The sequence below is a fragment of the Streptomyces sp. NBC_01352 genome (assembly GCF_036237295.1).
Classification (GTDB): domain Bacteria; phylum Actinomycetota; class Actinomycetes; order Streptomycetales; family Streptomycetaceae; genus Streptomyces; species Streptomyces plumbiresistens.
In genome coordinates, this window is record NZ_CP108354.1 from 9,502,963 (window position 1) to 9,515,944 (window position 12,982).

Below are 12,982 nucleotides of genomic sequence, written 5' to 3' on the forward strand. Positions count from 1 at the left end.
CTTCCGAATGATTTCAAGGGTCACTTCCGAGCAGCACGCCCGATCGACTCCACCAGCGGCAGCAGCCGCTGCGGAACGCGTTCGCGCAGCGCCACCTCGGTGCGGGTGCGGACGACGCCCGGCAGGCTGATCAGCTTCTGGATCACGTCTTCCAGGTGCGCGTTGTCCCGCGCCACGACCCGGGTCAGCAGATCCCCGCCGCCCGTGATCGAGAAGGCCTCGACGATCTCCGGTACGGCGGCCAGCGCGTCGCCCACGTCGTCCAGGTTCCCCTGGGTGACCTCGACGTGCACGAACGCGAGCACCGGGTGGCCGAGCGCGGCGGGGGACAGGGACGGGCCCGTGCCGGTGATCACCCCGTCCCGCTCCAGCCGGTCCAGGCGGGCCTGCAGAGTCCCGCGGGCCACCCCGAGGATGCGGGCGTACTCCCGCACGCTCGTGCGGGGCTGCTCCAGCAGCAGTCGCAGGATGCGGGTGTCGAGCTCGTCCACGGCCATGCGGTCCGGCCTCCTCGTACCTGGTCCGTTGGCTCGCCAGTGGACGAGCCAAGACCATTGTGCCTGTGCCAATGGTCCAGCATTCCAGGAGCCACTTGAGCCAGATGGGTCCTTGATGTTGTTATGGACGCGTCGATGGCGCTGCGGATCCCGCGGCGCTTTTCTCATGCCGGGGGCCCAAGAGGGCGAAGGGGGCGGGAAGCAGTGCTGAAGAGGATGTTCGTGGCGCCGGACCCGGGAGGGGCGCGGCTGCGGTTCGCCGCGCGGGCCGTGCTCGGCATCGCGGCGGCGGTCGTCGTGAGCGGGCTGGCCGGCCACTCGCTCGTCGGGGCCGTCACCGGCGGACTCGCCGCGCTGCTCGCCCTGTTCACCGTCACCGACGCCACCGTGCGCGGCCAGGCGGTGACCACCGCGCTGCTGCCCGCCGTCGGCCTGCCCGTGCTCGCCGCCGCCGCCGAACTGCACGACCACCCCGTGGCCCGTGACCTCACCTTCCTCGCCGTGGTGGGTGCGGGCGTCTACGCGCGACGCTGGGGGCCGCGCGGACACAGCCTCGGCGTGTTCGCGTTCATGACCTTCTTCGTGGCCCAGTTCCTGCACGCCACCACCGACCAGCTGCCCGAGCTGTACGCCGCCGTCGTGCTGGCCGTGCTCACCGCCGCGGCCGTCCGCTTCGGCCTGTGGTGCTACGAGCGCCGTCTGCCCCCGGCCCCCGTCCCCGCCCCGCCCGGCGGCACCGGCCTGGCCCGCGTGACCACCCGCCAGGCGATCCAGGCGACCACCGGCGCCGGCTTCGCCCTCGTGGTGGGCCAGCTGGTGTCCGGACAGCGCTGGTACTGGGCCGTCGGCGCCACCTGGTGGATCTTCGTCAATACCACCTCGCGCGGCGAGACCCTGGTCCGCGGCTTCCGCCGCGTCCTCGGCACGGTGATCGGCATCGGCCTCGGCCTGCTCCTCGCCGTCCCGCTGCACGGGGCGGCCCTGCCCACGGCCGTCCTGCTCACCGCCTGCGTCTTCGGCATCTTCTACACGGCCGCCGTGTCCTACACCTGGATGATGCTCTGCGTGACACTCCTCGCGGAGCTGCTCTACGGCCTCCTGGGCGTCCTCGACCCCGCGCTGCTCGCCCTGCGGCTCGCGGAGACCGGGATCGGCGCGCTCGGCGCCGTCCTGGCGGTGCTCTTCGTGCTGCCGGTCACCACCCACACCGTCACCGACGCCTGGATCCAGCGGGCGCTGCGCTGCGTCCGCGCGTGCACCGCGGAGGCCGCCGCCCGCCTCGCGGGCAACGAGAACGCCGACCCGGTGTCCCGCGTGGCCGAACTGGAGCAGCTGCTCGGCCGGGTACGGCTGTCGGTCGCCCCGCTCGTGCACCCGCTCAACCCGGTGCTCGGCCGCAAGCGGCGCGCCCGCCGGGTGCTGGCCCTGCTCGACGACTGCGCCCGGGAGATCCGGGGCCTGGCCGCCGTGGCCGCCGATCCGGAGGCCTCGCACGACGCCCGCCTCGCCGCCGCCTGCCGGCGTGTCGAGGCCGCGGTCGAGGCGCTCATCGGCGACGGGCTCCGTGCGGGCAGGCGCGAGCGCCTCACCGTACCGGCGCCCCGCCCGCCCGCCGCGGAACCCGCGCTGGCCCACCTGCACGGCCTGGAGCGCGCCCTCGCCGAACTCGCCATGCCCCTGCGGACGCCGTCGCGTTCGCCGCTGGTCGACGCATGAGCAGCCGACCCACCGCAGCCGAATAATCCACCCTTTTGGTCTAGACCTCGCATGATCGCTGCTACCGTCACCCCGAACGGCACCGGACGAGAGGGGACCGCGGTGACAGACGGCGGCAGGCGGCGACAGCGGGCCTTCATCGGGTCCTTCACGGCGGCCGGAGGCCCTGGGATCGTGACGGCGGAGGTGGACCGATCCACCGGCGCGCTCACCGTCCTGAGCAGCCTGGACGGCCTTCCCGACCCGTCGTACCTGGCCCTCGCGCCCGACGGGGACACGCTGTACGCGGTCAGCGAGACGGCCGAGGGTGCGGTGGCCGCGTACCGGGTGAGCGGTGACGAGCCCGAGCCGGCCGGCCCGCCCGTGTCGGTCGGCGCGAACGGGCCCACCCACCTCAGCGTCCACGCCGGCCACGTCCTGACCGCCAACTACGGCTCCGGCAGCGTCACCGCCGTGCCCGTCCGCCCCGACGGCACCCTCGCGTCCGCCCCGTCCGGCGTCCTCCTGCACACCGGCTCGGGCCCGCACACGCCCCGCCAGCAGGGACCGCACGCGCACCAGGTGCAGCCCGACCCGAGCGGACGCTGGGCCGTCAGCGTCGACCTCGGCACCGATTCCGTGCGCGTGTGCACACTGACCGACGGCGCTCCCGTACTGCACCGGGAGACCGCCCTGCGGCCCGGCTCCGGGCCGCGCCACCTCGCCTTCCACCCCGACGGCTCGTACGCCTACGTCGTCAACGAACTCACCCCGACCGTGACCGTCTGCCGCTGGGAGGCCGCGGACGGCACGCTGAAGCCGCTGACGGAGACGCCGATCCTGCCCGGTTCGCCGACGGGCGACGCCTACCCGTCGGGCATCGCCGTCTCGCCCGACGGCCGCTTCGTGTGGATCGCCACCCGCGGCGAGGACGTCCTGTCCACCTTCGCCGTCGAGCCAGAGGGCCTGCGGCTGATCGGCACGGTGCCCTCGGGCGGCCACTGGCCACGGGCGATCACCGCGGCGGGCGGCTTCCTGTACGCCGCGAACGAGCGCTCCGGCGACGTCTCCTGGTTCGCCGTCGACCCGGCTACCGGACTGCCGAGCCGGGCCGGCTCGATCGAGGTGCCCGCGGCCTCGTGCGTGGTCATCGGCTGAACCGAGGCCGCCGCCCGAGCCCCCGGACATCGGCCCGTTTCCGGTCCGGGGCACGGCGCGGGCCCGCCTCAGGAGCCGGACATGGCGAGGGCCCGCTCCCCGTACGCGGAGCGGGCCCTTCGCCGTACGAACGTGCCGTCCGCGTCAGCGGACCGGCGCACCCTGCGGCTGCGGCGGGGCGATGCCCAGCGCGGTCGTGTACTTGGCCAGCGCGAGCTTGCCGATGGCCGGGTACGGGCCGAGCGGCTCGGCGGCGGAGCAGCCCGCCTCCGCGGCCGCTTCCGCGACCAGCGCGGAGTCGATCTCCGGCCCTATCAGATACGGCGCCAGCGCCAGCTGCTGGGAGCCCGAGGAGCGGAGCTGCTCGGCGACGGACGAGATCGACCCCTCCTGGTCCAGCGCCGCGGCCATCACCGGCACGGCCAGGCGCGCGGCCAGCAGCATGCCCGTGATCCCGGCCGCCTGCACGGCCTCCTCGCCGCCCACCGAGGCCAGGATGATGCCGTCCGCGGCGGTCGCCACGGTGAACAGGCGGGCACGGTCGGCGCGGGCCAGCCCGGCCTCAGACAGCCGCACGTGCAGCGCCTCGGCGAGCAGCGGGTGCGGGCCGAGCACATCGGTCAGGTCGGCCGCGATCCGGCTGTCCATCACGGCCTGGCGGATCCGGCGCAGCAGCGAGCCGTCCGGGCCGGCCAGCAGCGGCACGACGACGGCCACCGGGCCGTCCGGCTCCTTGACGTCCGCACCGGCGGCCTTGGCCTGCTCGTAGCGGGCGGCGCGCACCTCGGCGGCGTGCACCAGCACGGCCTGCAGGGTGGGAAACTCCGCGTCGTCCCCGTCGAGGTACCCGATCCGGGCGTCGAGGCCGGGGAGCTCGGAGCGCGCGATGCTCACGACCTCCTCGGCGAGACTGCGCGTGGCGATGCCCGGCGTGCCCGGCACCGCGAGCAGGAGCGCGGGCGCGCCCTCGGGTGCCGCCAACGGCTCGGGTCGGCGGTGCCGCCCGGGCTGGCGAGGTCGCGGCATTCGTACTGGCAGGCCGGACGCGGGCCCAGTGGGGGAGCTCATGGCGTCGCATGTTACTGGCTTCCTGGGCTCCCCTGTTCGGGGAGGGTGCAGGTGAGCGGTATCCGTCCGGTTTTGTCTGATGAGTTACGTACGGATCCGAAGTGATCAGCGGTTTTCCCCGACGCGAGTCACAAGTCGTGAGGCACGAAGAGGCACTTGTCGGACACCTGGCGCACCACGGGATCAATCACCCTTCCCGGTCACCACGGAGAGCATCTTCTCGTCACCCGGCAGACTGAGCGCACCGGCGGCCAGATCGCTCGCGATGCGCACCGAGCCGTGCAGCGGATCGCCCTCGGCCGCCACCCGCCGCGCGTGCGGCAACCGCTTGGCCAGTTCCTCCTCCAGCGGTACGACGAGCGGGTCGCCCATCTTGAACAGGCCGCCGGTGAGAGCCACTCGGGGCTCGCCCGTGGCCGGGCAGACGGCGGCCAGGGAGTCGGCCAGGTGCCGGGCCGCCGCACGCAGGATGCCCGCGGCGACGGGGTCGCCGGCGGCGCACGCGGACACCTGGGGTGCGAAGGAGGCGAGGACGGCGGGGCGGTCGGGGCGCGGGTACAGCTTGCCGGGCAACTCCGTCATCGGGCCGAACAACTCCTCGGCGCACGCCAGCAGCCGTACCGAGCCGCCGTCCCGCCCGTCGTGGGCGCGCAGCGCCGCCTCCAGCCCGGCCCGGCCGATCCAGGCGCCGCCGCCGCAGTCGCCCAGCAGATGGCCCCAGCCGTCCGCGCGACGCCAGCACGCCAGGTCGGTGCCGATCGCGATCAGCCCCGTGCCGCCGGCCACGACCGCCCCGGCGCGCGGACCGAGGGCGCCGGTGTAGGCGGTGACGGCGTCGGCGACGAGGGCGACCGTACGGATCCCGAACTCCCGTGCCAGCGCGTCCGGGAGTTCGGCACGCAGTGCGTCACCCAGCGTGGCGAGCCCGGCCGCGCCGACAACGGCCGTACCCAGCCCGTCGACACCCGCCTCGGCGGTCAACGCACGCACCATGGGCACCAGTTGCTCCATAAGGTGGCCCGCATCGATGCCCCGCTCACCGGTGCGCACCGGTTCCCGGGACTCCCGCTGGGGGAGCGGGCCGCGCCCGGAGCCGCCGACGACGACGCGGAGGCCGGAGCCTCCGGAGTCGACGGCGAGGAACCCGTCCCCCGCACCGGTCACGGCAGGCGCCAGTCCACCGGCTGCCCGCCCAGCCCGACCAGCAGATCGTTGGCCCGGCTGAAGGGACGGGACCCGAAGAAGCCGCGGTCGGCCGACATCGGCGAGGGATGGGAGGACTCCACCGACGGCAGGTTGCCGAGCAGCGGACGCAGATTGCGGGCGTCGCGGCCCCAGAGGATCGACACCAGCGGCTTGCCGCGCGCCGCCAGCGCGCGTATCGCCTGCTCGGTGACCTCCTCCCAGCCCTTCCCGCGGTGCGCCCCCGGGCTGCGCGGCGCCGTGGTGAGCGCCCTGTTGAGCAGCAGCACGCCCTGCTCGGTCCACGGCGTCAGATCGCCGTTGGACGGCTGCGGCAGCCCCAGGTCGGTGTTCAGCTCACGGAAGATGTTGATCAGGCTGCCGGGCAGCGGACGCACGTCCGGCGCGACCGAGAACGACAGGCCCACCGCGTGCCCCGGCGTCGGGTACGGGTCCTGTCCGACGATCAGGACCCGCACCTCGTCGAAGGGCTGCTGGAAGGCCCGCAGAACGTTCGGTCCGGCCGGTAGGTAGGTGCGTCCCGCGGCGATCTCCGCACGCAGGAAGTCGCCCATGCCGGCGATCCGTCCGGCGACGGGTTCGAGGGCCTGCGCCCAGCCCGGTTCGACGATTTCATGCAAGGGTCGTGGAGCCACGGGCGTCACCCTACTGCCGTACGGGCGGCGGGAATCAACCAGTGGCCAAGGCCGGCCGGACAGCCGGTCGGTAACCGCAACCGGTTCATCCGACCACCGCGGCCCGCACACACAGCACGTCCGGCAGATGCGAGGCCAACTGCCGCCAGCTGTCGCCGTCGTCCGCCGACGCGAACACCTCGCCGTTGCGGTTGCCGAAGTACACGCCCGCCGGGTCGGCGTCGTCCGTGCACATCGCGTCCCGCAGGACCGTGCCGTAGTGGTCCTCCTGGGGCAGGCCCGCGGTGAGCGGCTCCCAGCTCTTGCCCGCGTCCGTGGTGCGGAACACCCGACATCGCCGGCCGGCGGGGATCCGGTCCGCGTCGGCGTTGATCGGGAACACGTACGCCGTGTCCCCGCGGCGGGGGTGGGCGGCCATCGCGAAACCGAACGTGGACGGCAGGCCCTCGCCGATGTCCGTCCAGTGCGCGCCCGCGTCGTCGCTGCGGTACACACCCCAGTGGTTCTGCAGATACAGCCGGTCCGGCGTCGCCGCGTCCTGGGCGATCTTGTGCACGCACTGGCCGAACTCCGGGTTCGGGTCCGGCAGGAACACCGCGGAGACCCCGGAGTTGGACGGCTCCCAGCTGGCGCCGCCGTCCTTCGTGCGGAACACGCCGGCCGTCGAGACGGCCACCGTCACCGCACGCGGATCCCGCTTGTCGGTGAGCACGGTGTGCAGGCCCTCACCGCCGCCGCCCGGCACCCACTGGGAGCGGGTGGGGTGCTCCCACAGGGGGCGGACCAGCTCGAAGCTCTCGCCGCGGTCCTCGGAGCGGTACAGCGCGGCCGGTTCCGTGCCCGCGTACACCACGTCCGGCTCGGCGGCCGCCGGGTGCAGCTGCCAGACCCGCTCCAGCGAAGCGTCCGTGTCCTGCGGGAACTTGACGGCCGGCTGCGCCGGTTCGGTCCAGGTCCGGCCCAGGTCGTCGGAGTGGAACACGGACGGTCCCCAGTGCGCGCTGTCGCCGCCGGCCAGCAGCCGCGGGCGCTCTCCCCGGGTGTCGAGGGCGACCGAATACACCGCCTGCGCGTTGAAGTACGGACTCTCGTCGAACTCCCACGCGCCACCCCGCCTGCGTCCGATGAACAGGCCTTTGCGTGTGCCCACGGCGAGCAGTACTTCGGTCATGCCGACCACCTCCGCGACGTCTTCGTCTCAGGACATTCGCCAGTCTGCACCCCACCACTGACAGTCACCCCTGGAAACGTCTCCGCCGCAGGTCAGGGCGGCGAGGGTAACTCCCCGGGCAGGCTCGCGCGACCGTTTCGACCAGATTCCGCACCGTCGAGGGACCCGCCGTGAGGCGAGTCGGGGAGGTCTGCGTGAGCATCGAAGAGGCGTCTCCCGTATGGGAGTGCGGTACGGCACGGTCGTGCGCTCACTTCTGGCGCTGATGAGGAGGATGCCTTCGATGGCGTTCCGTGGTCCGAGGGTGTGGCTGTGGCGCTGGCGGCGCAATCCGCTCAAACGCGGGGCCGACGTGCTGGAGGCCTGGGTGGTGCTCGGCGCCTGGGTGCTCACCGTCCTCGCCGGCGTACTCGCGGGTCTGGCGGTGACCTGGTCCGTGGAACGCGAGCTGGCCCGCGAGCGCGTCGAGTGGCGGCCCGTCGTGGCCCGCCTCACCGATCAGGCGCCCGGAACCTCCGACGCGCCCTCCCAGACGCCACGCGGCGAGCGGGTGTGGGCCGAGGTGAGCTGGAGCATCGCGGACGGCTCCGCGCACAAGGGCCAGGTCCGGGTCCCGCCCGGCAGCACCTTCGGGGCCCCGGTCACGGTGTGGACGGATCCGGAGGGCCGCCTCGTCTCGAAGCCCGCCACCGCGTCCCAGGCCCGCCTGCGGGCCGCCCTGATCGGAGGCCTGATCGGGGTGAGCGTCGGCGCCGTCCCCTTCGTGGGCGGCCGGGTCCTGCGCGGCCGCCTGGAGCGCCGCCGCATGGAGCGGTGGGACGCGGAGTGGGAACTGCTCGGCCCGCTGTGGGGGCGTACGACGGGCTGACCGTTCGGGTCCGCGGGCCCATGGACCGGCACGTGGACCCGAACGGCGGAGCAGCTGCCCCGCTCACGCCGGGTGAGGTGTGCGACCCGGCGAGAAGCATCCTTCCGGCGGACGTTCAGGCGCCGTCGGGCAGCGCGCGGGCCAGGACCGTGTCCAGATCGGCGGTGTCGGGCAGCGTGCCGAAGGCGTGTCCCCAGTCGCCCCCGAGCCGGGTCGCGCAGAAGGCGTCGGCGACGGCGGGCGGGGCGTGCCGGACCAGGAGGGAGGCCTGCAGGGTCAGGGCCATCAGCTCCACCAGCCGCCGCGCACCGGCCTCGGAGGTCTGCGCCACCTGGTCCTTCAGTCGCGTCACGGCCGCGTCCAGGCGGGCATCCGCACCCCGCGCCAGGGCGAGTTCGGCGAAGAGGGCCTGAGCGCTGCCGGACTCGCGCCGCAACGCCCGCAGTACGTCCAGCGCGTTGACGTTCCCCGAGCCCTCCCAGATCGACAGCAGAGGGGCCTCGCGGTAGTGGCGGGGCATGCCCGACTCCTCGACGTACCCGTTGCCGCCGAGACACTCCAGGGCCTCCGCGGTGAAGGCGGGACCCCGTTTGGTGACCCAGTACTTGCCCACGGCGGTCGCGATCCGGCGGAACGCCGCCTCGTCGGTGTCGCCCCGCACCGCCCGGTCGGCCGCGCCGGCCAGCCGCAGACTGAGAGTCGTCGCCGCCTCCGACTCCAGCGCGAGGTCGGCCAGGACGTTGCGCATCAGCGGCTGATCGACGAGCCGCGCGCCGAACGCGCTGCGGTGGCGCACATGGTGGCCCGCCTCGACGAGGGTCCTGCGCATCAGCGTCGCCGACATCATCACGCAGTCCAGCCGGGTGCAGTTGACCATCTCGATGATCGTCTTGACGCCCTGCCCCTCGGGACCGACCAGCCAGGCCACCGTCCCGTCGAACTCGGGCTCGGAGGAGGCGTTGGACCGGTTGCCCAGCTTGTCCTTCAGCCGCTGGATGCGGAACGTGTTGCGGCTGCCGTCGGGCAGCACCCGCGGCACGAGGAAGCACGACAGTCCGTCCGGGGCCTGCGCCAGCACCAGGAACAGGTCGCACATCGGAGCCGACGTGAACCACTTGTGCCCGCGCAGCGTGTACACACCCGGCTCGGCCGTGGGCGTCGCCGCCGTCGTGTTGGTGCGGACGTCGGAGCCGCCCTGCTTCTCCGTCATCCCCATGCCGGCCAGCAGGCCGCGCTTCTCGCTCGGCACCCGGAGCTCCGGATCGTACTCGCGGCCGGTCAGCAGCGGTTCGTAGACCTTCGCGAGCTCCGGCTGCCTGCGCAGCGCGGGGATCGCCGCGTAGGTCATCGAGGTCGGGCAGCCGTGGCCGGCGTCCGTCTGCCCCCACACCAGTCCGCCGGCGGTACGGGCGACATGGGCTCCTGGACGGCCGTCCGCCCAGGGCGCGCCCGCCAGCCCCTCGCCGACCGCGACCCGCATCAGGTGGTGCCAGCTCGGATGGAACTCGACCTCGTCGACACGGTTGCCGTACCGGTCGTGCGTCCACAGCTCGGGCTCATGGCGGTTGGCCAGCTCGGCCCACTCCTGGGCCTGCGCGCTGCCCGCCCTCAGGCCGAGCCGCCGGATGCCCTCCTCGGCCCACCCGGCACCCTCCCGGCGCAGCCCCTCGAGGAGGGCCGTGTCCTCGGACGCGTCGTACGGGACCAGCGGAGGGGGCTGGTTGGTGACGTCGTGCGTGGTGGACCGTTCGTGCGTGGTGGACCGTTCGTGCGCGAATATCGAGACCATAGGGGCCATGTTGCACTCTCGCTGCGATCGCAGCAATGATGCAACAAGAGGAAGACTCGTACAGTACGTGACCATGCGAAGGAACGTGCAGGCCGGCGGGGTCGACCTGCGGCCGCTGTCCGCCCGGTCGGTCGTGCTGAGCCTGCTGCTGGGCGCGCATCCGCCAGAGCTCCCCGTCAAGGACCTGGTCCGCGCGGTGGAGCCCTTCGGGGTCGGCGGCTCCACGCTGCGGGCCGCGCTCAGCCGGATGGTGGCCGCCGGAGACCTGCGGCGCACGGACTCGGTCCACCGCCTCAGCGACCGGCTGCTCGCGCGTCAGCGCCGCCAGGACGACGCCGTACACCCCCGCACGCGCGCGTGGGACGGCGACTGGGAGATGGTCGTGATCACCGCGACCGGCCGCGGCCCCGCGGAACGCGCCGACCTGCGCGGCCGCCTGACCGCCCTCAGGCTCGCCGAACTCCGCGAAGGGGTCTGGCTCCGGCCCGCCAACCTGCTCCGGCCGCTCCCGGACGACCTCGACGAGGTGGCCCAGCGGTACAGGGCCCGCCCCGACCGTCCCGCGCCGGAGCTGGCGGCGAGCCTGTGGCCCCTCGACACCTGGGCGGCCACGGCCCGGGCACTGCTCGACCACGTCACCCACGTGGCCCGCCCGGACCGGCCGGCCGACCGGCTCACCGCCTTCGCGGCCGTCGTGCGGCACCTGCTCGCCGACCCGGTCCTGCCCCCCGGACTGCTGCCCAAGGACTGGCCGGGCACGGACCTGCGCACGGCGTACACGGACTACCAGGAAGAGCTGGCCGACACGGTGCCTCAGCACTCCCGGCACGTTCCCGGCGCATGACACGGCGGCCGTACGAAGCGCCGTGCGGGGACGCTTCGGACGGCCGCCTCACCTACCGTGGGGGGCTTGCCGGGGTTACCGGGGTTACCTGTAGGTGATGTCCGAGGTGCTGTAGAGGCAGTTCGTGCTGTCGGGGCCCGTCCCGACCGCGGTGGTGTTGTTGTACTTCTGGCAGGGCACGACCTTGCGGCTCGAGTCGTTGAGGATCGTGATGCCGCGCAGCGTCGCCACGTCGTTGCGGTTGACGTTGATGCCGACGAGCCGTGCGGTGGAGCCCGTTCCGGTGACCTCGATGTTGCTGAGGTTCACCTTGCGCGTGTACTGCGTGGAGCAGTCGCCGCACGAGCGGTACAGCGTCTTGAACTCGCTGACGGCGAAGTTCGAGATGTTCACGGTGCCGGGCCCGTTGTGCTGGAACACCTTGTCGGCGGCCTTCTTGGCGCCACCGCCGGTCACGGTGTAGGTCGAGCCGCCGCGGAAGGTCGCGGCGTCCTCGCCGACGTCCTCCCACCAGACGTTCTGCAGGGTGCAGTTGCCCTCGCAGTGGATGCCGTCGGCGCCGGGCGCGCCGATGATGACGTTCTTCAGCGTCGCGCCGGCCGCGAGCTTGAAGATCGGGTCCTGGCCCTCCTCCTGGCCGTCACCGGCCAGGTCGCCGCTGCCGTAGTACCGCACCATGCCGCCGTCCCGGACGCCGGACACGTTGATGGTCGAGCTCACTCCCTGGCTGCTGGAGGGGGTCGGCCAGGTCGCCGCGCTCGCCGTGGGCGCATTGAATGTCATGATCATGACACCCGATAGTCCCAGGGCGGTCAGTGAGCCGGTGAGTGCGCGCCCGCGGGCGCGCGAGGGTGCTGCAGAAGTCATGTCCCGATTCCTTCTGTGCTGTGAGGGGTTGGTCAGAGCTTTCCGGTGCCCGCGCCGCTCGTCACCGAGGCGACGACGGAGGAGGCGGGCTCGGCGGTGTAGCTGTATGGAGCGGTGGTGAAGGTGCCGACCTGCGAGACCTCGGTGGCGGCTCCGCCCAGGTCGTTGCCGCGCAGGTTGGCGAATCCGTCGACGTCGCTGCTGCGGTTCGTGGTGACCGCGATCTTCGTCGTACGGAAGACGTTGTTCTCGACGAGCATCTGAGCGCCCATACGGGAGTGCACGGCGGTGTCGGCGCCCTCGACGTAGTTGTCGTAGAAGTGGCCGGTGCCGAAGCGCAGGCTCGGGATGCGCGAGTACACGTTGCTGAAGTGGTTGTGGTGGTACGTCACCTTCAGGTGCCCGGTGTCCTCGCTCGCGTTGTTGTCGCTGTGACCGACGAGCGAGCCCTTGAAGTGGTCCTTGAAGGTGTTCCACGACACCGTGACGTTGTCGGAGCCGTGGTTGATGTCCAGCAGGCCGTCGTAGTAGTCCTTGTCGTGGGTCCGGTCGGCCGAGAAGGAGTTGTGGTCGATCCACACCTTCGTCGACCCCTGGACGGTCACGCCGTCGGCGGGCGCGAGCGGCTTGCTGATGTTCAGGTTGCGGACGACGACGTTGGTGACGTTGTTCAGCCGCAGACCGCCCCCGGTGAACCCGGACGAGGAACCGACGCCGAGGACAGTGGTGTTGGAACCGATGTCGACCTGACCGCTCAACGAGATCAGACCGTTGACCTTGACGACCTTCGCCGTGTTGCCGGTGACGGCCGTCCTGAAGGCGTCCAACGACGAGACGGTGACCGCCGTGGCGCTGCCGCCGCCGGTCGTCCCGGCGCCGAATCCGATCGGCGAGGTCTCGGCGGCGCCGGCCGACTGGGGGAGGGTCAGCACGGCCACCGTCGCGAGAACGGCCGCGCCGGCCGCCACTACGGATCTTTGCGCGTGTGTACGTGGGGGGAGAGTACGCATGCGGGTGCGTCCCTTCGGTGGTGCCTGCGAGTGCTGGGTGGGTCATGTACGTGAATGTCGTACGCCATATTGTTCGCCGTGCACGGGCAGAGTGGGCCCTGTAGGGCCCGGGCGGTGCGAGTGGGTCACACTGCTGAACGGAACGTAGGGGGCAAGCGCTTTCTAGTCAACGCTTTG

12 protein-coding genes are annotated in these 12,982 nt (G+C 72.6%); 4 read left to right on the forward strand and 8 right to left on the reverse strand.

Going from position 1 to position 12,982, the window contains the following annotated elements; all coding sequences use genetic code 11:
• Positions 1-20 precede the first annotated feature (20 nt).
• On the reverse strand, positions 21-497 hold the full coding sequence (locus OG252_RS43565; protein WP_329343143.1) for an Lrp/AsnC family transcriptional regulator: 477 nt from the start codon (positions 495-497) through the stop codon (positions 21-23).
• Positions 498-701: 204 nt separating this feature from the next.
• Here OG252_RS43565 and OG252_RS43570 point away from each other — a divergent pair, with 204 nt between their 5' ends.
• Positions 702-2,213 carry an FUSC family protein gene (locus OG252_RS43570; protein ID WP_266444509.1) on the forward strand — a complete coding sequence of 504 codons (1,512 nt, stop codon included), beginning with the start codon at positions 702-704 and terminating at the stop codon, positions 2,211-2,213.
• A gap of 102 nt (positions 2,214-2,315) precedes the next feature.
• Entirely contained in the window at positions 2,316-3,350 is a 1,035-nt protein-coding gene (locus tag OG252_RS43575) for a lactonase family protein (RefSeq protein ID WP_266448841.1), read from the forward strand.
• A gap of 144 nt (positions 3,351-3,494) precedes the next feature.
• Here OG252_RS43575 and OG252_RS43580 read toward each other — a convergent pair whose 3' ends face one another.
• The 4 genes from OG252_RS43580 to OG252_RS43595 form a co-directional block, all read right to left on the reverse strand.
• The gene (locus OG252_RS43580; RefSeq protein WP_266444512.1) at positions 3,495-4,418 is read right to left on the reverse strand and encodes a sirohydrochlorin chelatase; all 924 of its coding nucleotides are present in this window, start codon (positions 4,416-4,418) and stop codon (positions 3,495-3,497) included.
• Positions 4,419-4,601: 183 nt separating this feature from the next.
• On the reverse strand, positions 4,602-5,582 hold the full coding sequence (locus OG252_RS43585; protein WP_329343145.1) for an N-acetylglucosamine kinase: 981 nt from the start codon (positions 5,580-5,582) through the stop codon (positions 4,602-4,604).
• Positions 5,579-6,256: a uracil-DNA glycosylase gene (locus OG252_RS43590; protein WP_329343147.1), complete on the reverse strand. Its 678-nt coding sequence runs from the start codon at positions 6,254-6,256 to the stop codon at positions 5,579-5,581. Before OG252_RS43590 ends, OG252_RS43585 begins: the two co-directional genes overlap by 4 nt.
• Positions 6,257-6,341: 85 nt before the next feature.
• Positions 6,342-7,427, reverse strand: coding sequence for a WD40/YVTN/BNR-like repeat-containing protein (locus OG252_RS43595; protein WP_266444521.1), 1,086 nt, complete (start codon positions 7,425-7,427; stop codon positions 6,342-6,344).
• 283 nt (positions 7,428-7,710) lie between these two features.
• Between OG252_RS43595 and OG252_RS43600 the strand changes: the two genes are divergently transcribed.
• Positions 7,711-8,295 (forward strand): Rv1733c family protein, encoded by a 585-nt coding sequence (locus OG252_RS43600; protein ID WP_329343149.1) that lies wholly within the window; start codon positions 7,711-7,713, stop codon positions 8,293-8,295.
• A 115-nt stretch (positions 8,296-8,410) separates the two neighbouring features.
• On the opposite strand, the gene OG252_RS43605 is transcribed toward OG252_RS43600, so the two are convergent.
• Positions 8,411-10,093 carry an acyl-CoA dehydrogenase family protein gene (locus OG252_RS43605; RefSeq protein WP_443068456.1) on the reverse strand — a complete coding sequence of 561 codons (1,683 nt, stop codon included), beginning with the start codon at positions 10,091-10,093 and terminating at the stop codon, positions 8,411-8,413.
• 64 nt (positions 10,094-10,157) lie between these two features.
• On the opposite strand from OG252_RS43605, the gene OG252_RS43610 reads away from it, so the two are divergent.
• Complete coding sequence (locus OG252_RS43610; protein WP_329343153.1) at positions 10,158-10,928, forward strand: PaaX family transcriptional regulator C-terminal domain-containing protein; 771 nt, start codon at positions 10,158-10,160, stop codon at positions 10,926-10,928.
• A gap of 84 nt (positions 10,929-11,012) precedes the next feature.
• Here OG252_RS43610 and OG252_RS43615 read toward each other — a convergent pair whose 3' ends face one another.
• Both OG252_RS43615 and OG252_RS43620 read right to left on the reverse strand, forming a co-directional pair.
• Positions 11,013-11,795, reverse strand: a complete 783-nt coding sequence (locus OG252_RS43615) for a pectate lyase (protein WP_266444532.1) — start codon at positions 11,793-11,795, stop codon at positions 11,013-11,015.
• A 32-nt stretch (positions 11,796-11,827) separates the two neighbouring features.
• Complete coding sequence (locus OG252_RS43620; RefSeq protein ID WP_266444535.1) at positions 11,828-12,805, reverse strand: pectate lyase family protein; 978 nt, start codon at positions 12,803-12,805, stop codon at positions 11,828-11,830.
• Positions 12,806-12,982: the final 177 nt, after the last annotated feature.

Excerpts from the sequence above, each read along its gene's own strand:
- OG252_RS43565 (WP_329343143.1), bottom strand. The coding sequence starts at position 497 with ATGGCCGTGGACGAGCTCGACACCCGCATCCTGCGACTGCTGCTGGAG.
- OG252_RS43580 (WP_266444512.1), bottom strand. The coding sequence starts at position 4,418 with ATGAGCTCCCCCACTGGGCCCGCGTCCGGCCTGCCAGTACGAATGCCG.
- OG252_RS43595 (WP_266444521.1), bottom strand. The coding sequence starts at position 7,427 with ATGACCGAAGTACTGCTCGCCGTGGGCACACGCAAAGGCCTGTTCATC.
- OG252_RS43600 (WP_329343149.1), top strand. The coding sequence starts at position 7,711 with ATGGCGTTCCGTGGTCCGAGGGTGTGGCTGTGGCGCTGGCGGCGCAAT.
- OG252_RS43605 (WP_443068456.1), bottom strand. The coding sequence starts at position 10,093 with ATGGCCCCTATGGTCTCGATATTCGCGCACGAACGGTCCACCACGCAC.
- OG252_RS43610 (WP_329343153.1), top strand. The coding sequence starts at position 10,158 with ATGCGAAGGAACGTGCAGGCCGGCGGGGTCGACCTGCGGCCGCTGTCC.
- OG252_RS43615 (WP_266444532.1), bottom strand. The coding sequence starts at position 11,795 with ATGACTTCTGCAGCACCCTCGCGCGCCCGCGGGCGCGCACTCACCGGC.
- OG252_RS43620 (WP_266444535.1), bottom strand. The coding sequence starts at position 12,805 with ATGCGTACTCTCCCCCCACGTACACACGCGCAAAGATCCGTAGTGGCG.